This window comes from Amycolatopsis sp. FDAARGOS 1241 (assembly GCF_016889705.1).
In the GTDB taxonomy this organism is placed as follows: Bacteria; Actinomycetota; Actinomycetes; order Mycobacteriales; family Pseudonocardiaceae; genus Amycolatopsis.
The window spans coordinates 4,337,415-4,356,162 of record NZ_CP069526.1 but is presented as its reverse complement, the minus strand read 5'-3'; the positions used below and the strand labels follow the sequence as shown (position 1 = coordinate 4,356,162).

22 protein-coding genes and 4 pseudogenes are annotated in these 18,748 nt (G+C 72.0%); 16 read left to right on the top strand and 10 right to left on the bottom strand.

Going from position 1 to position 18,748, the window contains the following annotated elements; all coding sequences use genetic code 11:
• Positions 1 to 35: 35 nt before the first annotated feature.
• Positions 36 to 200 carry a hypothetical protein gene (locus I6J71_RS21430; protein ID WP_204096329.1) on the top strand — a complete coding sequence of 55 codons (165 nt, stop codon included), beginning with the start codon at positions 36 to 38 and terminating at the stop codon, positions 198 to 200.
• 169 nt (positions 201 to 369) lie between these two features.
• Here I6J71_RS21430 and I6J71_RS21425 read toward each other — a convergent pair.
• A pseudogene (locus I6J71_RS21425) lies at positions 370 to 1,237 on the bottom strand (manganese catalase family protein).
• Between the two features lie 254 nt (positions 1,238 to 1,491).
• On the opposite strand from I6J71_RS21425, the gene I6J71_RS21420 reads away from it, so the two are divergent.
• Positions 1,492 to 1,902, top strand: coding sequence for a hypothetical protein (locus tag I6J71_RS21420; protein WP_204096328.1), 411 nt, complete (start codon positions 1,492 to 1,494; stop codon positions 1,900 to 1,902).
• 761 nt (positions 1,903 to 2,663) lie between these two features.
• Positions 2,664 to 3,323 carry a FadR/GntR family transcriptional regulator gene (locus tag I6J71_RS21415; protein WP_204096327.1) on the top strand — a complete coding sequence of 220 codons (660 nt, stop codon included), beginning with the start codon at positions 2,664 to 2,666 and terminating at the stop codon, positions 3,321 to 3,323.
• Between the two features lie 134 nt (positions 3,324 to 3,457).
• Here the strand turns inward: I6J71_RS21415 and I6J71_RS21410 are convergent, their stop codons facing one another.
• The 5 genes from I6J71_RS21410 to I6J71_RS21390 form a co-directional block, all read right to left on the bottom strand.
• Positions 3,458 to 3,991: a hypothetical protein gene (locus I6J71_RS21410; RefSeq protein ID WP_204096326.1), complete on the bottom strand. Its 534-nt coding sequence runs from the start codon at positions 3,989 to 3,991 to the stop codon at positions 3,458 to 3,460.
• A 124-nt stretch (positions 3,992 to 4,115) separates the two neighbouring features.
• Positions 4,116 to 4,433, bottom strand: a complete 318-nt coding sequence (locus tag I6J71_RS21405; RefSeq protein ID WP_204096325.1) for a hypothetical protein — start codon at positions 4,431 to 4,433, stop codon at positions 4,116 to 4,118.
• 262 nt (positions 4,434 to 4,695) lie between these two features.
• Positions 4,696 to 5,112 carry a hypothetical protein gene (locus tag I6J71_RS21400; protein WP_204096324.1) on the bottom strand — a complete coding sequence of 139 codons (417 nt, stop codon included), beginning with the start codon at positions 5,110 to 5,112 and terminating at the stop codon, positions 4,696 to 4,698.
• A 121-nt stretch (positions 5,113 to 5,233) separates the two neighbouring features.
• Positions 5,234 to 5,416 (bottom strand): VOC family protein, encoded by a 183-nt coding sequence (locus I6J71_RS48585; RefSeq protein ID WP_239155125.1) that lies wholly within the window; start codon positions 5,414 to 5,416, stop codon positions 5,234 to 5,236.
• A 295-nt stretch (positions 5,417 to 5,711) separates the two neighbouring features.
• Positions 5,712 to 6,503, bottom strand: coding sequence for a nuclear transport factor 2 family protein (locus I6J71_RS21390; RefSeq protein WP_204096323.1), 792 nt, complete (start codon positions 6,501 to 6,503; stop codon positions 5,712 to 5,714).
• Positions 6,504 to 6,680: 177 nt separating this feature from the next.
• On the opposite strand from I6J71_RS21390, the gene I6J71_RS21385 reads away from it, so the two are divergent.
• Complete coding sequence (locus I6J71_RS21385; RefSeq protein ID WP_204096322.1) at positions 6,681 to 7,781, top strand: ANTAR domain-containing protein; 1,101 nt, start codon at positions 6,681 to 6,683, stop codon at positions 7,779 to 7,781.
• 42 nt (positions 7,782 to 7,823) lie between these two features.
• Positions 7,824 to 8,072: pseudogene (locus I6J71_RS50930) on the top strand (PAS domain-containing protein); the annotation flags it as partial.
• 82 nt (positions 8,073 to 8,154) lie between these two features.
• On the opposite strand, the gene I6J71_RS48580 reads toward I6J71_RS50930, so the two are convergent.
• A complete protein-coding gene (locus tag I6J71_RS48580; RefSeq protein ID WP_239155667.1) occupies positions 8,155 to 8,478 on the bottom strand; it encodes a hypothetical protein in 324 nt (107 codons plus the stop codon).
• On the opposite strand from I6J71_RS48580, the pseudogene I6J71_RS50925 reads away from it, so the two are divergent.
• From I6J71_RS50925 to I6J71_RS21365, 4 genes and pseudogenes are all read left to right on the top strand, one after another.
• Positions 8,458 to 8,661: pseudogene (locus tag I6J71_RS50925) on the top strand (SpoIIE family protein phosphatase); the annotation flags it as partial. The gene I6J71_RS48580 and the pseudogene I6J71_RS50925 sit on opposite strands and share 21 nt — an antisense overlap.
• Before the next feature lie 104 nt (positions 8,662 to 8,765).
• Positions 8,766 to 9,164, top strand: a complete 399-nt coding sequence (locus I6J71_RS49820) for a SpoIIE family protein phosphatase (RefSeq protein WP_204096320.1) — start codon at positions 8,766 to 8,768, stop codon at positions 9,162 to 9,164.
• Positions 9,065 to 9,286, top strand: coding sequence for an ATP-binding protein (locus tag I6J71_RS21370; protein WP_204096319.1), 222 nt, complete (start codon positions 9,065 to 9,067; stop codon positions 9,284 to 9,286). The genes I6J71_RS49820 and I6J71_RS21370 overlap by 100 nt, the downstream gene beginning before the upstream one ends.
• A gap of 55 nt (positions 9,287 to 9,341) precedes the next feature.
• Entirely contained in the window at positions 9,342 to 9,896 is a 555-nt protein-coding gene (locus tag I6J71_RS21365) for a hypothetical protein (protein WP_204096318.1), read from the top strand.
• Here the strand turns inward: I6J71_RS21365 and I6J71_RS21360 are convergent.
• The gene (locus tag I6J71_RS21360; protein WP_204096317.1) at positions 9,845 to 11,272 is read right to left on the bottom strand and encodes a helix-turn-helix domain-containing protein; all 1,428 of its coding nucleotides are present in this window, start codon (positions 11,270 to 11,272) and stop codon (positions 9,845 to 9,847) included. The genes I6J71_RS21365 and I6J71_RS21360 overlap by 52 nt on opposite strands.
• 177 nt (positions 11,273 to 11,449) lie before the next feature.
• Between I6J71_RS21360 and I6J71_RS21355 the strand changes: the two genes are divergently transcribed.
• The 6 genes and pseudogenes from I6J71_RS21355 to I6J71_RS50915 all read left to right on the top strand — a co-directional run bounded on the left by I6J71_RS21355 (position 11,450) and on the right by I6J71_RS50915 (position 15,364).
• A complete protein-coding gene (locus I6J71_RS21355; RefSeq protein ID WP_204096316.1) occupies positions 11,450 to 12,475 on the top strand; it encodes an amidohydrolase family protein in 1,026 nt (341 codons plus the stop codon).
• Positions 12,475 to 13,227: an iron-sulfur cluster assembly protein gene (locus tag I6J71_RS21350; RefSeq protein ID WP_204096315.1), complete on the top strand. Its 753-nt coding sequence runs from the start codon at positions 12,475 to 12,477 to the stop codon at positions 13,225 to 13,227. Before I6J71_RS21355 ends, I6J71_RS21350 begins: the two co-directional genes overlap by 1 nt.
• On the top strand, positions 13,224 to 14,249 hold the full coding sequence (locus I6J71_RS21345; protein WP_204096314.1) for an NAD(P)-dependent alcohol dehydrogenase: 1,026 nt from the start codon (positions 13,224 to 13,226) through the stop codon (positions 14,247 to 14,249). The genes I6J71_RS21350 and I6J71_RS21345 overlap by 4 nt, the downstream gene beginning before the upstream one ends.
• A gap of 70 nt (positions 14,250 to 14,319) precedes the next feature.
• A complete protein-coding gene (locus I6J71_RS21340) occupies positions 14,320 to 14,643 on the top strand; it encodes a putative quinol monooxygenase (RefSeq protein ID WP_204096313.1) in 324 nt (107 codons plus the stop codon).
• A gap of 114 nt (positions 14,644 to 14,757) precedes the next feature.
• Positions 14,758 to 14,871: pseudogene (locus tag I6J71_RS50920) on the top strand (LLM class flavin-dependent oxidoreductase); the annotation flags it as partial.
• Positions 14,872 to 14,902: 31 nt separating this feature from the next.
• Complete coding sequence (locus I6J71_RS50915; protein ID WP_370542173.1) at positions 14,903 to 15,364, top strand: LLM class flavin-dependent oxidoreductase; 462 nt, start codon at positions 14,903 to 14,905, stop codon at positions 15,362 to 15,364.
• Positions 15,365 to 15,900: 536 nt separating this feature from the next.
• On the opposite strand, the gene I6J71_RS21330 is transcribed toward I6J71_RS50915, so the two are convergent.
• Both I6J71_RS21330 and I6J71_RS21325 read right to left on the bottom strand, forming a co-directional pair.
• Positions 15,901 to 16,290 carry a helix-turn-helix transcriptional regulator gene (locus tag I6J71_RS21330; protein WP_204096312.1) on the bottom strand — a complete coding sequence of 130 codons (390 nt, stop codon included), beginning with the start codon at positions 16,288 to 16,290 and terminating at the stop codon, positions 15,901 to 15,903.
• Positions 16,291 to 16,295: 5 nt separating this feature from the next.
• The gene (locus I6J71_RS21325; RefSeq protein ID WP_204096311.1) at positions 16,296 to 16,892 is read right to left on the bottom strand and encodes a hypothetical protein; all 597 of its coding nucleotides are present in this window, start codon (positions 16,890 to 16,892) and stop codon (positions 16,296 to 16,298) included.
• Between the two features lie 171 nt (positions 16,893 to 17,063).
• Here I6J71_RS21325 and I6J71_RS48570 point away from each other — a divergent pair, with 171 nt between their 5' ends.
• On the top strand, positions 17,064 to 17,444 hold the full coding sequence (locus I6J71_RS48570) for an antibiotic biosynthesis monooxygenase (RefSeq protein ID WP_239155123.1): 381 nt from the start codon (positions 17,064 to 17,066) through the stop codon (positions 17,442 to 17,444).
• Positions 17,445 to 18,748: the final 1,304 nt, after the last annotated feature.

The following is an 18,748-nucleotide window of genomic DNA, read 5'->3' as shown; positions in this document are numbered from 1 at the left end:
GCTCCCCGGACGATCACTGTGTTTGCCGGAGCCGGGTGCAGAACGCCGACATCCTCCTCGAAGACTGCGTGGTGGCCGAGGAAGATCGCCTGCAGGAGGCGCGGACGTTCCGCGACACGAGCGACGTGCTGCGCCTGACGCGCGGCGGTGTCGCGTGGGGTTCGGTGGGCTGCATGATGGCGGCGTACCGAACGCGGTAGCGCGAGGGGCTCACGAGCCGGACGTACCAAGCGGATTCCGAGTTGGTGGGCACGTCGGTCATGCCGGTCTCCTCGCGGGTCGTGGTGGCCCTGGTCTACCCGGTCCGCGGGGTGCGCGGGTGAAAAATCCCCGGCGGCGGCCCGGCTGTGCGCCGGGCCGCCGCCGGGGTCACCGCGCCTTGTTCTTGGCGGCCTTCGCCTTCCCCTTGACCGTGCCCTGGGCGTCCTGCAGCGGCGCGTAGGTGCCGAACAGGGCGGGGTCCGGCTTCGGCGCGGTGCCCGGGCCACCGAGCGGTTTCGGGTCCATGAGGTACTCGAGGCCGTCGCCGTCGAAGTTCCAGCCGCCCTTGGCGCCGTCCGGACCATCGGAGAGGTGCCAGACCGTGTTGTTGTGGTCCTGGTTCTCCTCCTCGAACAGAGCAGTGGGGGAATGTCGCTCTCCAGGCCGTCGGCCTTCAGCTCCTCGATCGCGGCGAGCCACTGCTTCTGGTGCACGGTGTCGCGGGCGAGGTTGAACTGCAGCATCGCCTTGATGCCCGGGTCGTCGGTCATCGTGTACAGCCGTGCCGTCTCTGCAAGCGGCCCTGCGCCTCGGCCGGGGCATTGGCCCGGAAATCGGCCAGCAGGTTGCCGGAGGCGACGATGTACTTGCCGTTCCACGGTGTGCCGTTGCTGTCGGCGGGCAGAGCGCCGCCTCCGGCGACGATCGCCTGTTGCGGGTCCATCGCGCCGATGACCGCCGCCATCACGGGATCCTTGACGCTCTCGGCGGTGGCCGTCGCCGGGGCGCCTTCGAGCAGGCGGGCCACCATGGTCGCGAGCATCTCGACGTGCCCGATCTCCTCGGTCGCCGTGTCCATGATGAGGTCCTTCTACTTGCCCTCGACGCGGCAGTTCCAGCCCTGGAACAGGTACTGCATCGTCACGGTCATCTCGCCGAACGCGCCGCCGATGAGTTCCTGCAGCTTGTGCGCGTACACCGCATCCGGCTTCTCCGGCTTCGCCTCGAACTGCAGGAGCTTGGTGTGTCGGAACATGCGGGTCTCCTTCCCCTCGGTGCTGTGTCGAGGCCCCGGTTGCCCGGCAAACTCCCGGTTAACCACCCGATCACCGCCACTCCGTTCTGACGCGCAGGCCCTTGCGGGTACCGGTCGTAGTGAGTCGAGTGCAGGCCTTCACCAGCGCTCCCGGCAGACGACCACCTCGCCGGTGCTCCCGTCCGGCAGGCGAAAGTCGCCACCCCGGCAGCGGTTAGGGTGCTGGGCGGGGCGCCGTTCGAGAGGAGGAGTGCATGGTCGTCGCCGGGGCGATCGGGTTGGTGTGGCTGGGGATGGTGCTCGGGATTTCGTTCCTGGAGGCGCCGCTGAAGTTCCGGGCGCCCGGGGTGACGGTGCCGCTCGGGCTGGGGATCGGGCGGCTGGTGTTCGCGGCGCTGAACAAGGTCGAGGTGGTTCTCGCCCTCGGCATCTGGGTGGCGCTGGTGGTGAGCGCGGGCTCGGCCGGGGCGCTGGTGGCTGCGGGCGCCGTGTCGGTGGTGCTGCTGGTGCAGCTGGCGGCCGTGCGGCCGGTGCTCAACCGGCGGTCGGACCGGGTGCTGGCGGGCGGAGAGGCGCCGCGCAGTCACGCGCACCTGTGGTACGTCGGGCTGGAAGTGGTGAAGGTGGCCGGGCTCGTGGTGCTCGGGGCGTTCGCGCTGGGGTGAGGGTCCCAGGTGTACCGGCGCGAAGGGGAGCCCCCGCGGGACGGGGCCATCTGGGAAACGCGAACCGGCACGGTGTTCGCGGCGAGGCTCGCCGCGAGCACGGAACGGTCGCGGCCCGGCGCCCAGCGGGTGGCGGGGCCGTCGCCGGTGCCCGAGCCGCCGCTGGTCTGGTGCAGGCTCAGCACTTCGACCGGCACCCGGGTGCCGAGAGCGCCTGGACCAGAGCTTCGACGGTGGTCGCGTGCGGGCTGCCGTCGATGTCCAAGACGTTTCCGTGTCACCGGCCGAACAGCCGGACAGCGAGACCCCGGCGGGGCCGTCGAGGTACGTCGACGAGAACAGCTCACCCAGCTGCGCCGATATCACCTCGAGGCCGGTGGTGCCCGTGGGCTCCCGGACGTGCCGGGCGAAGTCGATCTGCAGCCGCCGCGGCAGCTCGGCGCCGTAGTCGGCGGCGAGCAGGTACGCGATACCGCCCTTGCCGGACTGACTGTTGACGCAGATGACCACGTCGTCCGGAGCGAGGCCGGTCTCGGCGAGCAGGCGGGCGAAGTCGCAGTCGGTCTGCGACGCCGACGGGTAGCCGACCTCGATATTGTTGTAGCCCGTCTCGACGAGCAGCTCGAAGAAGTTGCGCTTGCGGGCCGGGTCCATCGGCTCGGCCGGGCCTGGTACCGCCGCGCAGGGCGACCGGCGCCCACGGCGGCGCCCGCGTCGGCCTGCGGGCGGGCCAGTTGCCGGCGTCGCGGCAGGGCGCCGGCGTGCTCGACGTCCCCGAGGGCTGGGACGTGGTGCTCCGCCGCGCCGAGCTCGTCTCGGTGATCGAGGCGCGCATGGCGATCGAAACGCAGGCCGCGGGTCTCGCCGCCGAGCGGGGCACGCCGACCGAGCTGCGAGCCCGGCACCGGGCCCTCTCGGATCGCGCGGCGCGCCGGTCGGACCTCGGGGATCATGCCGACGCCGACACGGCCTTCCTCCGTGCCATCGTCGCTGCCGTGCACAACCCGATCCCCACCGAGCTCTTCGACGACTTCGTCCCCCGCAGCCGCGAAGCGATGATTTCGATGCTGTGCCTTCGCGGCACCTTCGGCAGCGACGCCGACCACGACCCCCACACCGAACTGCTCGACGCCATCACCTTCGGCGACGCCCGGTCGACGGCCGAAACGAAGCCGGGCGCACCTGGCCACGCTGAAACAGCGGCTCGGCCGACGAGCCCCAAGGCAATTCCCGTAAAGGTCAAGGAAAAAGCTTCTCCGGCTGCGGCGGCCGGAGGAATGCGCCCGAGGCGGCAACCGGTGTGTCCGGTGCCGGATCCTCACGCAGGCAGTGCGGCGGTGGTTTCCGTGCTCAGGCCGCTGAAACACGCTCCCGTGGCGGCGAATCCGGCGACGACCAGACCGGCGATACGGCGAAGGTGAAACATTTCCGATTCCTCCCTGTCGCTTCCGGCCACGCGGCCCTCGGAAACCGAAGCTAACAGGACTGCCGTCGGGTGCTCACCTCGAAAACGATCTTGTGCACGATCGTGGGCCGAGGTCACCGCCGTGGGTGGTCAGGCTCCGTCGCGCACCGTGACGGCCGTTCGCTCGGCGGCGGGGCGGCGAATGCGACCCCATGGCTTGAACACCGAGAGCACGAACGAGAACAGCAGCAGGCTCGGCGCCACGACCACCGGCGGCAGCAGGTCACTCGCCCGCGTGGCGGACGCCGTCCCGGCCGCGACCTCGCGGCCGTACACCGCCGCCTCGTCGACCCCCACCCGAAGGGCGACGAAGATCAGCACGGCCATCAGCACGGTCACGGCCAGCTTCGCCGCCACCCACCAGTACCGGACGACGCCGTACTTGCTGCCCAGGCCCAGCACCGCGCCGGTCGCCAGCGTCAGCAGGGCGGCCGCCAGCATCGGCCACACCGCGAACAGCCGAAGCGCCTGTAGCGCGGTCGCCGCGACGGCGGGGCTGTCGGTGACCAGCGCCGTGCACACGAGCACGCCCAGCGCCAGGTCCAGGCCGAACCATGCCGACGCGACCACGATGTGGGCGAACAAGGACCACTTGCGCGTGCGGGCCGCCGGGTGCCACCTCATGCCGTCTCCTCGCCGCTGTCCGGTTCCACTCGGTCATCGTCGGGAAAAGGGGGCGCTGGGGCGTCCGCTCAACTACGGCACTTCCGCGTACCGCACCGTGCGTACGTGTCGTCCTCGCGGGGGATCACCCCGGTTGTGCGGTGGCCGGCCGCCCCCGCCGCGGCGGTCTGTTCGTGCGGGGACTCGAGCGCCGCCACGAGATCTCGGAGAACAACGGGAACGGCTGGATCGGGTCGCGCAGGACGTCGAGCGTCGCCTGCTGGAGCCACTCGCCGGCCTCAGGGCCGAGGGCGTACGCGCCGGTGAGGCGGTGACCGTCGGACACGAGCGTGAACAAGCCGGTGGATTCGACGTACGCGTGGACGTACGTCGCGGTTGTGGCCACTTCGGACACTCGCGCGGAGGCGGTGAACGCACCCTCGACGGCGCCGATCGCTGCCACCTGCGGATCATGCCGGTGACGTCGCCGATGGCCCACAGCCGCTCGCCGGCGCGCAGGTGGTCTGCTCGTCCTCGGCGGCGGACCCGTCGGCACCGAGATGGCAAAAGCAGTTCGGCGCTTCGGGGGGCGAACCTCGCCGGCGTGCACGCGACCGGCGCCCGCCACGACGGTGAGGAGTTCCTGCTGACGCTGGACAACGGCCGCGGGCTGCGCGGTGACCACCTCCTCGGCTGCACCGGGCGCGCGCCCACGCGTCGATGGGCTAGGGCTGGAGACCGTCGGTGTCACGGCGAGCCCCCACGGCATCCCCGTCGACGACAGGGCACGGTTTTCCTCGCGGTGATCTCGCGAGTGGTCGACACTCCCGCCGGCTCGCGCAGCCCTGGCACGGGCGGGATGACGGGTCGGAGCGGGTCGCGAGGATGACGTCGCGCGCGGTGTGGCGGACACCGCCGACCTCGACGACACCCGGGCCGGCGAGCCGTCCGGGGCCGCGCAGCAAGGTGATGCCCTCGCTCGCGAGCCACGTCCCCCGGCCGCCGTCGGTGTGGTCGAAAACCAGCCACGACAGCGTGGCCGCGACGTCGACCTCCGCCGTGGCCGCGGCCTCGCGGGCGCCCTGGACGGCCTCGCCCTGGCGCAGCAGCGACTTCGACGGGATGCACGCCCAGAGGAGCACTCGCCGCCGACGAGTTCCCGTTCGACCAGCGCCACGCGCAGGCCGCCGTCGTCGGCCAGTTCGCCGGCGCAGCGCTCGCCCGGCGAGCCGCCTCCGACGACGATGGCGTCGAAGTCCTCGCTCATCGGCCCGGCACCCGCTGGGTGCTTTCCTGCAGCAGCCGGCCGTTGCCGTCGGGGCCGGCGAACGAGGCGAACGAGCCGTAGCTGTGGTGGAGCACGCCGCCGGCGTCGTGGACGACCTCGCTGACGGCCACGCCGGTGCCGGCGAGCTCGGCGCGGGCGGCGTCGATGTCGGTGACCACGGGCCAGGCCCTGCGCCGAGCCGGATTCCGCCGTGGTGAGCCCCGTGCCGAAGGTGACGGAGCAGAGCGAGCCGGGAGGGGTCATCGGGACGACCCGGAAGTCGGGGCCCGAGGCGAAGCCGGCGTCTTCGAGCCAGCCCGGTCCTTTGTAGAACGTCTTGGCGCGGCGACGTCTCCGACGGGGATCACCACGACTTCGAGCTTCATGTCCGCCGCGGGCTCTTTTCCGGGCAGACGGAATGAATCAGTGTCCGCGTCCGGTTCCCTCGCGCACATTCCCCGGGGCAGCGTGAGTTCAGGCGGGCGGCGCCACGTCGTCGTACACCCGCACCGCGGAGAACAACCCGGTTCCGGTGCGGTCGAAGACGCAGATCCCGGCCTGGGCCGCCACGTCGCGGCCACCGAAGCGGTCGCACGTGTACTCGAGCGCGCACCGGTCGCCGCCGTCCGTGACGGCGCACGGTTCCAGCCGGGCCGCACCGATCCCCGTGAAGAACTCACGCAGTTCCCTTGCGCCGGTGTGCTTCGCGCCATCGGGCGTCTGCACGTACCCGTCCGGCGCGAAGCCGCGCACGAGTGTTTCGGCGTCCCCGGTGGCGAGCGCCGCCTGGTAGCGGCCGACGTCGGCGGGCAGATCCGTGCGCGTGTCGAGGATGGCGGGCCGCAGGTGGTGGCGGCCGTCGAGCGGGCGCTGGCTGCAGTAGGTGCGGAACACCACCGACTCGTCGCCGGACGCCTGCGCAACCACGGTCACCGGCCAGGGATCCGCGTCGTCCAGGTACGCGACCAGCTCTACTACGGCGCGCTCGCCCGAACGGGTGCTCGCGACCGTTTCGATCCGCGCGTGGCGCCGGTCCTGCCACTCCTGGTTGGCGCGCACGAACTTCCGCAGCTCGCGCCTGCTGCGCACGACCCCGGCGCGGGGGTCGTACACCACGACCTCACCGGGCCAGGCGGTCTCCAGCGCCTGGGCGTCACCCGCGTTCAGCGCAGTGAAAAACTGCCCGACAGGGTCGGCCCGCCCCTCGGCTCGGGTCTGCTTGCGCGCCAGCTCCACCGCACTCACGAAGTCCGGAAACCACGGCATCGACCCACGCCCCTTCACCGAGCGGACATCCCGGGTGCCCAGCCTGCCGGTTCGCCCGCGTCCGCGACAGTCCCACGGAGAGAGCCAGTCCTCAGGTGTATAACGCCCATTACTGCGTTCCGGGAGGCGGCGACCCATACTGGACGCTTGCGGTCGAGCCGGTTCGGGGAGCACGCCATGACGACGGAACTGCAGGTCGCGGCACGGTCGACGAAGCGGGCGGTGGTGCTGCGGCTTCAGGGTGAGCTGGTGGCCGGCCAGGCCGACGACACCGTGGTGCGGCAGGCGGTGGCGGCAGTGCCACCCCCCGGGCTGGTGGTGTTCGACCTGCGGGAGGTCGAACTGTTGTCGGCGGCCGCGATCCGCTTGCTGGTCGGCGTGCTCGAGACGCTGCGGTCGCGGGCCGCCCGGTGCCGGCTCGTCGTGGCACCGGACAGCGCGCCGGAAAAGGTGCTGCGCGCGGTGACGCTGCCGGCGGGGTCGGCGGTGTTCGCGGCCTTCGAGCAGGCGGTGGGGGAACCACTTCGGTACGACGAGCCGACCCACGATCCGGCGGCACCGGATCCGGGTGACCCGGAGGAACGACTGGCTTCGTTGACACGCCTGCTCGCCGCCGAGCCCACGGTCGGCGGGCTGCTGCGGCGGGTGGTGTCGGCGACGCGGGTCGTGGTCCCGGGAGCGGACCTGGTGAGCGTGACGCTGCGGGATCCGGCGCGCGGGTTTTCCACACCCGTGGAGACCGCCGCGGAAGCGACCGAACTGGACCTCGTGCAGTACCGCATCGGCGAGGGACCGTGTTTCGACGCCGCGCGGCCGGGCGGACCGGGGTTCGTGGTGAGCGCCGACCTGGCCGCGGAGACGCGGTGGCCGCGATTCGCCGCGGTGGCCACCTACCACGGGCTGACCGCCGTGCTCGCGACCGACCTGCTCCCGGCTGCGGGACCGCAGAGCCTGGGCGGCGCGCTGAACGTCTACAGCCGCTGGATGCGCGGCTGGCGCGCCGTCGACCGGCAGGCGGTCGTGCTGCTGTCCGCGTACGCGAGTCTCGCGCTCGACGGGATCCGGGTCACCGACCCGGTCGACCTGGCTACGCTTGACCTGTCTCAGCCGATCGCGGCGCGTGACGTGCTCGGCCGGGCCCAGCTGTTCCTGACGAGCCGGCAAGGCATGGATGCCGAGCGGGCGGCCACCGTGCTGCGCCGCGCCGCCGGAAACCTCGACCTGAAGCTCGTCGCCCTGGCCCGGACCCTGGTGGAGAGACCCGGCGAACCCGGTTGACCCCGGCCGGGCTCCCGATCGACTCGGACGGAGGCGGCGGCGATGCCCCGGGACGTGCAGGACGACCTCGACGCACGGGTGGTGGCCCCGGCGGTCCGGGAGATCTACGAGTCCATGCCGGTCATGCTGCTCGGCCTCGGCGGCGCGGGGCACCGCGTCCTCGCGGTGAACGCCGGCTTCCGGGCGTTGGCGAGCCGCGAGCGGATGGTCGGCCGGACGCTGCGCGAACTCTTCCCCGAGGTGGCAGGGCAGAACCTGTTCGAGATGACCGATCGCGTGTACGAGACCGGGGTCGCGCAGGTGGCGCGGGGCCGGCGGGTCCAGATCGAGCGCGAACCCGGTTCGGGCCGGCTCGACGAGCTGTACGTCGATTTCACGATGGCCGCGCTACGGGCCGGGCGGCGCCATCGCCGGCCTGAGTTTCTTCGGGCTCGACGCGACCGAGCGCGTGCTCGAACAGCGACGTGCCCGGCGCGAGATCGCCGAGGCGGTGCGGCGCTACGAAGGAGCGCGGGAAGTCATCACCGCCTTGCCGCGGCGGTTGCTGCAACCCGGCGGGCCCGTGCTGCCGTCGGTGCGCATCGCCGGCAGCTACCTGCTCGCCGACGCCGAGGATGCCGCGGGCGGGGACTGGTTCGACGCCATCCCGCTCGCCGGGGACCGGGTCGCGCTCGTCGTGGGTGACGTGGTGGGCCACGGACTGGCCGCCTCGGCGGCGACGGGGCAGCTGCGCGCGGTGCTGCAGGACCGGCTCGACGAGACCGGCGACCCGATGGCCGCCTTGGCCGCGGTGGACCGAATGGCGACCCGGTTGGCGATCCGGTTGGCGGAGGCGCGTGCGGCGACGGTGTGCGACGTGGTGCTCGACGCCGTCGACGGTGGGCTCTCGTTCTGCTCCGCCGGGCATCCGCCTCCGTTGGTGGTCACGCGTGACTCCGCCCGGCGTCGGGCGCGGGACCACTGGGCACCGGAGCGACCTACACCGTGGCGAATGCCCGGCTCGAGCCGGGCGAGGTGGTGCTGCTCTACACCGACGGGATCATCGAACGGCCCGGCCGCGACCCGGCCGCCGCGCGGGCGGAACTGGCCCGGACCGCGACCGACACGCTGGCCGAGCGCGGGATCCGGGGGACGGGTCTGTCGGCGGTCGACCGCGTGTGCCCGCTGAGCCTCGAGCTGCTCGTGCGCCAGAGCGGGCACACCGACGACATCACGCTGCTCGCAGCACAGCGCGTCGCCGCACCGGAGCCGCTGCACCTGCGCCTGGCGTCGACGTCGACGCGGTGCCGGCCACGCGCGTCGCGAGGACCCGGTGGTTGCGCGAGCACGGCGCGGGCCGGCGCGACCTCAACGCCCTCGCGCACGCCCTCGGCGAACTGGTGACCAACGCCGTCGAGCACAGTCACCCCGCCGATGCGGCGGAAGGCACCGTCACGGTGACCGCCGAGCTCGGACCGGACGGGTGCGCGCGGGTCCGGGTGGCCGACGACGGGTCACTGGCGTGACCGCGCCCGCCCCGGCGACCCGGACTTCCGCGCCGACCACGGGCTCGGGCTCGCCGTGGCCACGCGGCTCGTGGACGAGCTGGAGATCGGCCGCGGCGAGCGCGGCACCACCGCCACCGCGCGCCTGCGCCTGTCCTACCCGGCCCGGCTGCTCACCGCGGACGAGGTGGACCACGGCACCGTCCGGAGACCGGCTGACGAACGGCCCGAGCTGATGCTCATGCTCGACCAGCCCGAGGCGGCCGATTCGCGGGCGGCCGTCCACGGCGCGCTGGACGCGAGCAACGCCGGCCGGTTCGCCCACGAGCTCGACCGGCTCACGCTCGGCGGCACCCACGAGCTCACCGTGGATCTCACCGCCGTCACGCTGCTCGCGCGCGTCGCGGTCGCGGTTCTCCTGCAAGCCAACGCCTCCGACGGCGACGGTGGCCGGGAAGACCGCCGGCCACTGCGGCTCTACGCCCCGGCCGGCAGCGTCGCCGACGAGGTCTCACGCTCGTCGATCTCCCCCACGCCACCGAGGATCCCGGCGGCGCCGGATGAGTCCTGTGTGGACGGTCAGGACCGCAGCTGCCGGTTCTTGATCCCGTACTGGGCCATCTTCCGGTAGATCGTCGCGCGGCCCATGCCGAGCTCGGCGGCCGCGGCGACGACGGTGGCGCCCGGCTGGGACAGGCAGCGGACGATCTCGTCGCGTTCCAGCGCCTGCAGGCGGCTCAGGCGCGGGCCGCTGGTCGTGAAGACCTCGGGCGAGAGGTGGTGGGCGTCGACGGTGTCCGCGCGGGCCGCGGCCTCGGCGACGACGCGGCGCAGCTGCTTGGCGTTCTCGGGCCAGTCGTAGGTCGTCAGCGCGCGGCCTGCGGCCGGGGTGAAGGTGACGGCGCGGCCGCGGGCGCGGTGGGCGAAGTGGTGGGCCAGCGGCATGATGTCGTCGGGCCGCAGGCGCAGCGGCGGGAGCTCGACGACGGTCTCGGCCAGCGGCAGCAGCGGGGCCGGGATCGCCGCGGAATCCGGTGCGGTGAGAACGAAACCGGTGCGGTGCGGGGTAAACCGGGCCGCCAGCTCGCTCGCGGCCCAGGCGGGCAGGGCGTCGACTCCCGAGACGATCACGCACGTGCTGTCCTTGCCGACTTCGGGCGCCCACATCGCGAGCCACGCGTCGACGTCGTCCGGTGCCGGCGGACGGGCGTTGAGCACGCGTTCGCGCGGGTGGAGTTCGCGGCGGGCCAGCGCGGCCAGCGCCGTCTTCCCGGCGCCGGGCTCGCCGACCACCGCGACCGTGCGGCCGCGGCCCATCGCGTCCATCGTCTCGAGCAAGGTGTGCTGCCACGCGGCCGACAGCTCCGGCGGATCGATGCGGTCGGCGTACACACGGAACACCTCGCCGCGCGGTGCGGGGCGCGCACGGCGGCCTGAGGCCCGCGCCAGCATCAGCGCGCTCGTGTGCCCGGCCGCCGTCTGCGCGAGCGCGAGCAACAGGTCCGACGACTGGTCGGACCACGTCGTGAGGTTGACGCTGCCGGCGAGCGCGCCGGTGAGCGGGTCGAGCACGGGCACGGCCGCGCAGGTGTAGCCACGCAGGCTGGTGCAGTAGTGCTCGTCCGCGCGGACGAGCGATGGGGCGCGGTCGGCGAGGGCGAGGCCGAGGCCGTTGGTGCCCGCGTTGCTCTCCGCGTACGAGAAACCCGGTGCGAGGTGCACCCGATCCAGTGAACGCGTGATGCCCGGGTCGCCGCACACGCGGCTCAGCACGAGGCCTTCGCTGTCGGTGAGCATGAGGCTGATCGGCTCGTTCGCGAGCGTCGCGTGCAGGCCCTGGAGCACCTCGCTGCCGCATTCGTACAGCAGCGAGCCGGTGTCGACCGACGCCGTGAACACGGGTTTCACCTCGTCACCGGGCACACCGTAGTTCGCGCTGCGCTGCCACGAGGCCCGCAGCCTCGGGGCAGCGCCGCCGCGGGCCTCGAGCCCCTCACCGCGTGTCATGCCACCTCCCGCAAGACGCCGCTCTGCGTCCGGCTCGGTCAGGCTAGGCGCACCAGCATAGGCGCCGCAGCCCCAGGATGTCTCATATCGAGACAGCACCCCCATCGCTGACCAGCCAAGATCGTCCTACGGTCCGTGCCTGACGTGCCGATGCGGTCACGAATGCGGAGGAAGATCATGTACACCAAGGACGGCGAGAAGTACTTCATCCTCGACGCGCACATCGCGCTCTGGGACGCCCGGCCGGAGAACCAGCGCAACATCCACGGCAAGCAGTTCATCGACTGCTTCTACGACTACCACCGCAACCTCAGCCCCGAGTCCGAGGTGTGGCCGTACGAGGACTACCTCTACTACGGCGGTGACCGGCTGATGAAGGACCTCTTCGAAGACGGCTACGTCGATCACGCGATCTTCCAGCCCGCGGCCCTGCCTGCCTTCTACACCAACAACTTCGGCCAGACGGACGAGGCGTTCGCCCTGGCGCAGAAGCACCCGGACAAGCTGACTTACAACCACTGCTGGGACCCGCGCTTCGGCGAGGACGGCCTCAAGCAGCTGCGCGAGGACGCGAAGCGGTTCAACCTCAAGGGCGTGAAGCTCTACACCGCCGAGTGGTTCGGCGACTCGCGCGGCTGGAAGCTCGACGACAAGTGGAGCTACCGCTACCTGGAGGCCGCGCAGGAGCTGGGGATCAAGAACATCCACATCCACAAGGGCCCGACGATCCGCCCGCTCGACCGCGACGCGTTCGACGTCGCCGACGTGGACAAGGTCGCCACCGACTTCACCGACCTGAACTTCGTGATCGAGCACTGCGGCCTGCCGCGGCTGGAGGACTTCTGCTGGATCGCCACGCAGGAGCCGAACGTGCACGCGGGCCTGGCCGTCGCGATGCCGTTCATCCACACCCGGCCGCGCTACTTCGCGCAGATCATCGGCGAGCTGCTGTACTGGCTCGACGAGAACCGCATCCAGTTCTCCAGCGACTACGCGATCTGGACGCCGAAGTGGCTCGTCGAGAAGTTCGTGGACTTCCAGATCCCCGAGGACATGACGGAATACGCGCCGCTGACCACCGACATCAAGAAGAAGATCCTCGGCCTCAACGCCGCCGCGATGTACGACATCCCGGTGCCCGGAGAGCTGCAGGTGAAGAACCCGCCCGCGGACGCGAAGCCCGAAGCCGCGGCGGTTGCCTGATGCCGGACCTCGAACAACTGGCGCGCGGGGCGCTCGGGCAGGTGTACGACCCGGAACTGGACGAACCGATCACCGATCTCGGGTTCGTCCGGTCCGTGGCGGCCTGCGAGGGCGAGCTGACCGTGCACCTGCGGCTGCCGACGTCGTTCTGCTCACCCAACTTCGCGTACCTCATGGCTTCGGACGCGAAGGACGTGCTCACCGCCCTGCCGGGCGCACGGCGCGTGGTGGTGCGGCTCGACGACCACCACGACTCCGACCTCATCAACCGCGGCCTCGCCGCCGACGCCGGCTACCGCGGCACGTTCGGCTCCGAGGCCGAAAAGGACCTCGACGAGCTGCGCCTGACGTTCCGCCGCAAAGCGCACACCGCCGCGATGGAACGGGCGCTGACCGGGCTGTTGCGCGCGGACAAGTCGCTGCGGGAAGAGGAACTGCACGACGTGACGCTCGGCGACCTGCCGCCGGGACGCACCACCGACGCGCTGGTGCGCCGGCGGGCGGCCCTCGGGCTGAGCGTCGAGCCGGGCGAACCGGTGCTCGTCGACGAGCACGGCGCGCCCTACCCGCGGGAGGAGGTGCCGTTGCGGCTGCGGTTCGCCCGTTCGATCCGGATCTCGATCGACGGCAACGCGCACTTCTGCCGCGGCCTGCTCCGCACGCGTTACCCCGGGTCCGAGGCCGACCAGACGGCCCGGCCCCACGACCCGTCCGTTTCGGCCGTCGCCGGCGAGGAGGCACGAGCATCGTGAAGGCAGTCCAGGTTGTCGGATACGGCGAAAATCTGCGGATGACCGACGTCCCGTCGCCGGAGGTCACGGGGCCGCACGACGTGATCGTGCGCATCGGCGGCGCCGGCGTGTGCCGCACCGACCTCCACATCCTCGAGGGGCAGTGGGCGGAGAAGTCCGGCGTCACCCTGCCTTACACGATCGGGCACGAGAACGCGGGCTGGGTGCACGCGGTCGGCAGCGCGGTCACCAACGTCGCCGAGGGCGACAAGGTGATCGTGCACCCGCTGATCACGTGCGGGCTCTGCCCCGCGTGCCGCCGCGGCGACGACGTGCACTGCGAGAACAGCCAGTTCCCCGGCATCGACACCGCCGGCGGTTACGCGCAGCTGCTCAAGACGTCGGCGCGCAGCGTCGTGAAGCTCGACGATTCGCTGGAGCCCGCCGACGTCGCGGCGCTGGCCGACGCGGGGCTGACGGCCTACCACGCGGCGGCGAAGGCGGCACGCCGGTTGCGCCCGGGCAACAAGTGCGTGGTGATCGGCGCCGGCGGGCTCGGGCACATCGGCATCCAGGTGCTCAAGGCGATGACGGCGGCGGAGCTGATCGTGGTCGACCGCAACCCGGACGCAGTGAAGCTCGCCCAAGCGATCGGTGCGGACCACGGTGTGGTCGCCGACGGCGGTCACGTGGCCGCGGTGCAGGACCTGACCGGTGGCAACGGCGCGGAGGTCGTGGTCGACTTCGTCGGCGAGGGCGGGGCGACGGCCGACGGCGTGGCGATGCTGCGCCGTGCGGGCGACTACCACGTGGTGGGCTACGGCGAGAACATCAACGTGCCGACGATCGACGTGATTTCCACGGAGATCAACTTCATCGGCAACCTCGTGGGTTCCTACACCGACCTGTGCGAGCTGATGGTGCTGGCGGCGCAGGACAAGGTGAAGCTGCACACCTCGAAGTACGCGCTGGCCGATTTCCAGCAGGCGCTCGACGACCTCGACGCCGGCCGGATCCGCGGCCGGGCGATCCTGGTCCCGTGAGGGGGTGCGTCCACAGCGGACGCACCCGCGGCGGCGATAGGCTGCTGACGGCACGAAGGAGGAGGAGCAGATGATCTTCATCACCGTGAAGTGGCAGATCAAGCCGGAGTACGCGGACCAGTGGCCGGAGCTCTCGCGGGCGTTCACCGAGGCCACGCGCGCGGAGCCGGGCAACAAGTGGTTCGACTGGTCCCGTAGCCTGGAGGACCCGAACGAGTACGTGCTCGTGGAGGCCTTCGAGGACGACGCCGCGGAAGCGCACGTCACGGCCGACCACTTCAAGAAGGCCCAGGCCGACTTCCCGCAGTACCTGCAGAAGACCCCCGACATCATCAACACCACCCTCGACCAGGACTCCTGGTCGGAGCTGGGCGAGATGAAGGTCGGGAAGTGAAGTAGGCCCGGGCCGGGACAACGGCGGTGTGCCCCGCACGGGGTGCACCGCCGTTTTCGCGGAGCTGGTGCGGGTTAGCGGGCCGCGCGCAGTCGTCCGTGGTGGAGAGCGCGGGTGCGCTCTGGGTGCTCGACACGTCCCCGATCGTCCGGGGGTGTCACGGCGCGGGAAGCGCTGGAGCGGACGGTGGACCTCGCCGTGCTCGCGGACCGCCTGGGGTTCCACCGGTACTGGGTGATCGAACACCACTCGCTGCGCGGTGTCGCGAGCTTCGCGCCCGCGGTCGTGGGCGGGCCGGCTCGCGGTGGTGACCCGCCGGATCCGCGTGGGTGCCGGGGGAGTGCTGCTGCCCGACCACGCGCCGATCGTGGTGGCGGAACAGTTCGGCACGCTGGAAGCCTTCTTCCCGGGACGGATCGACCTCTCGCTGGGCCGAGCGCTCGGCGGGCCGGCGTATGTTGCGGAAGCAGTGCGCCGCGGCGGTGAAGACTTTCCGGGACAGGTCGACGAGCTCATCGGGTACTTCGCAGACGGAGACGGAAGGATCCGGGCTGTGCCGGCACTCGGCCACCGGCCCAGGTGTGGCTGCTCGGCTCCGGGACGAGCACCGCCCAGGTGGCTCGCGAGTGGAACCTCCCGTACGCGTTCGCGCACCACCTCAACGCCGGAAGCGCCGAAGAAGCGCTCGGCACGTACCGGAACGCCAGTGCTGCGCTGGTGATCGTCGCCGACACCGACGAGCGGGCTGGGGTGGCTCGGGGGACCGGCCCGGCTCAAGGTCCTCAGCCGGCTGCACGGACGGCGGATCCTCCCGCCCGACCCGGAAACCGCGGCCGGCTACCCGCGCACAGCGGACGATCGAGCCGAACTCGCGGCCCGCTGGGCCCACTTGGTCGTCAGCTCCCCCGATACGGTGCGCGCGTCGGCGAGACCTGCTCGACCGCACCGGCGTGGCCGAGCTCAAGGTGACCACTCCGGTGTTCGACCACGCCGACCGACGCCGTTCCTGCGAACTCCCGGCCGCGATCGCGACAGCGGACAGGCGGCTCGCGCAGCGCATAGGCGCGGCCGGCCGGTCTCACGTCGCCGCCGACTGACCGTCGCGGGGAGCGGCCGACGCCGCCACTGTCCACTTTGGTCGCGCCCGCCGTCGGGCTCGACCGGACTGCCGACGTGGACACCGGTTCCGACTTCCGGCTGCGCATCGAGCACGTGCGGGCGCGCTGCCCGACGGGGTCGCTGCTCTACCGCGGCGGTTCACCGAGGGCGGTGCCGGTGAACCGTCTCCGACGGCAACTCGCAGAAGCGCGGGCGGTACTCCTGCGCGAACCGGCTCAGGTGCGTGAACCCGCACGAGTACGCGATCTCCGCGGCGGTTTCGCCGCCGCCGGTCACGAGCAGCGCCCGGTGAGCGCGGCCGAGCCGGATGTCACGCAGCAGCGCGGTCGGCGTGGTGTCGAGCTTGCGCCGGAACTGCGCCCGCAGCTGCCGGAGACCGACCCCGGCCGCGCGGGCGACGTCGGCGACGGTCACCGGTTCGGTGTGGTCTTCGAGCCACCGCCGCGCCTGCTCGACGACGTCCGCGGGTTGTTCCGTGCGGCCCGCGATCAGTTCGGTGCTCGACGTGTGCGGCGGGCCGAGCGGCACCGCGGTCAGCCGCTGGTCTTCCAGCGCCCGCAGGACGGTCGGCTCGAGCGGGGTTGTGCGCCGGCGAGGGCGAGGCACGCACTGCCCCAGGCGGTGTCGAGCACAGCGACCGGGGCGGCGGACGGGGCGCTCGGCGGCAGCGACCACAGCGCGGTCCGCTGCGGTCGGCCCAGCAGCGTGCCGAGGTGCTCCTCGACGCGGGTCATCTTCGTGGAGATCACCAGCGCGCCCGCGTGCTGGTCCGGGCGCATCACGGTGTGGGCGTCGCCGGCGAGTGCGAAACCCGAGGTCAGCAGCTCGCTGGTGACCTCGGGGGCGAGCAGCCGCATCGGTCCGAGTGGCACGGTGAGCGCGAAACGGTTGCGCGTGGGGAACGCGTCGACCGTGCCCTCGGCGCCGTAGCGCACGACGACCAGGTTCAGCTCACCAAGCCCCGCCACGGCGACCGTGCCGTCCGGCCGGCCGTGCCGGACCCCGATTCCGTGGACGATCGTCGCGGCAAGGACCCGTTCGCGCAGGTCGGTCAGCCGGGTGGACCGCAGGGACGGCCCCGGCAGCGTCGTCTGGGCGCAGCGTCGCGTGAACCCCGTCGTCGCGGTCACTGGCGGTTCACTTCGCCGTCCTCAGCCGGCGGGGCCCGGATCCCGCGGCCCTCGGGGCGCGGCAGCACTTCCTGAGCAAAGGGTGCGCGATGGGCATTGCGTTCTTGTGACGGTCGGCACAGATGCTCTACGCTGCTCGCGGGTCAGAGCGGACCGGTTACGGAGGTCGGGATGTACGTCGCGCTTTTCTGGGGCAAAGTCAGGCCGGAGTGGCAGAACGACGACTACGCGGCGATCGGCGGGCGCATGTTCGAGCGCGCCTCGGCGATGCCGGGGTTCGTCGCGCTGCACAAGCTCGACGTGCCCGACGGTCGTGAGCTGGCTGTCGCGTACTTCGAGACCGAAGAGCAGATGCGCGCCTGGTACGACGATCCCGAGCACCGCGCCGTGGAAACCCTGGGACACCGTGAAATCCTCGAGGACTACACGATCGAGGTCCTCGAGCTGAAACGGGCGTACACGAAGGCATCGTCGACGTTCGAGCCCACGGCGGCCGACGAACGCGCCGCGGACGAGATCGTGGCGGGGCTGCGCCGGGCGCCGGCGTCCTGAGGGCCGGCCAGCGCCTGGCCGGGTGACGTGCCGTAGTGCTCCCGGTGCAGCGCGGTGAAGCGGTGGGCGTTGCTGAATCCCCACTGCAGCGCCACGGCCGTCACGGTCGTGTCCTCCGGGCCCTTCGCGATCAGTTCGTCGTGGGCCGGCGCAGGCGGAACTCCCGCAGGTGTTTCCTCGGCGACGGCAGGCCGCACGGTTACCATGCACGGTCGGTCGGGGTCCTCGCGCAGCACGTCGGCGCGTCCTCGGCGGGCGCCGAAGCCACGGACGCGCGCAACCGGCGCGGGTTCGAAGAGTGGTTCGACGTCATGCAGCGCTCGTGAACCGAGGACCTGTGGTCGGCGAGGACGAGTTCATCCAGGTGCCGCCCGCGGGGCTGCGGTGGGCGCACAGGATCTCGACCCGGCTCGGCGCCGGGGTCGCCGACGGTCGGGTAGCGCAGCTCGCCACCGTCCCGAAGCCGCTGCAGCTGCCGCATCCGCCGGTGTTCACGACGTCACCAAGAGCGCCGCGAGCATCGAATGGGCGGCGAAGGTGGGCAGCTCCATCGTCACGGACCTACGCCGACGCGGCGGCGAAGCACGGCCGTACGGCCCGGCCCGGCGAGTGCCGGCCTGAAGGCGTCGCGCTGTGCCGGCTCGTCGCGGTCGCCGAGATGCACGAGGAGGCCTCGGAGCGCGCGTCAGAGCCTCGCATCCATAGGCGACTGGCTCGGCGCGTTCGGCTTCTTCGAGACCTGGCGCCTGCTCGGGCAGGAAGAGCCGGTGCCCCGCACGCTCGAACAGCTCGTCGAAGCCGGGATGCTGCTGGTCGGCACCCCCGACGACGTCGGTGAGCAGGTGCAGCGGCTCCAGGACGAGTTCGGGCTGGAGTACCTCGTGTTCATCGCCTGCGCCGGCGCGGTGGAGCACCGGCGCAGGCCGGACACCATCGGCTTGTTCGGCGAACACGTGATCCAGCCCGTCCCGGTGGCGTGGGGTGCCCGAGGCGCCGGGCCGGATCGGCGAACCCGACCTGCAGTCGGTGCGACGGGCGTTCGCCGCGCTCGACGTGCTGGTCGCGTCGGCACCGCGAGCGGTGCGCGTCGCCGACTGGCCCGGCACCTCGAGGCCAGCCCGGCAACCGCGTCGCGCGTGCTCACGATGCTGGGCGAGGGAGCCTACGCCGCCCGGACTCCCGACCGCGCTACACGGTCGGCGTCCGGTCCCTGCCGCCGGCCACGAACTGGCTGCGCCGGCTGCGCGACGCGGCGCTGGGCCCGGCGATCCGGGTTGCGGACCAGACCGGCGAGATCGTGGTGG

What these genes read in the sequence shown, in the direction of transcription:
- I6J71_RS21410 (WP_204096326.1), bottom strand. Translation starts at nt 3,991, where the DNA reads ATGAGGTGGCACCCGGCGGCCCGCACGCGCAAGTGGTCCTTGTTCGCC.
- I6J71_RS21420 (WP_204096328.1), top strand. Translation starts at nt 1,492, where the DNA reads ATGGTCGTCGCCGGGGCGATCGGGTTGGTGTGGCTGGGGATGGTGCTC.
- I6J71_RS21390 (WP_204096323.1), bottom strand. Translation starts at nt 6,503, where the DNA reads ATGCCGTGGTTTCCGGACTTCGTGAGTGCGGTGGAGCTGGCGCGCAAG.
- I6J71_RS21355 (WP_204096316.1), top strand. Translation starts at nt 11,450, where the DNA reads ATGTACACCAAGGACGGCGAGAAGTACTTCATCCTCGACGCGCACATC.
- I6J71_RS21350 (WP_204096315.1), top strand. Translation starts at nt 12,475, where the DNA reads ATGCCGGACCTCGAACAACTGGCGCGCGGGGCGCTCGGGCAGGTGTAC.
- I6J71_RS21385 (WP_204096322.1), top strand. Translation starts at nt 6,681, where the DNA reads ATGACGACGGAACTGCAGGTCGCGGCACGGTCGACGAAGCGGGCGGTG.
- I6J71_RS21360 (WP_204096317.1), bottom strand. Translation starts at nt 11,272, where the DNA reads ATGACACGCGGTGAGGGGCTCGAGGCCCGCGGCGGCGCTGCCCCGAGG.
- I6J71_RS48570 (WP_239155123.1), top strand. Translation starts at nt 17,064, where the DNA reads ATGTACGTCGCGCTTTTCTGGGGCAAAGTCAGGCCGGAGTGGCAGAAC.
- I6J71_RS21340 (WP_204096313.1), top strand. Translation starts at nt 14,320, where the DNA reads ATGATCTTCATCACCGTGAAGTGGCAGATCAAGCCGGAGTACGCGGAC.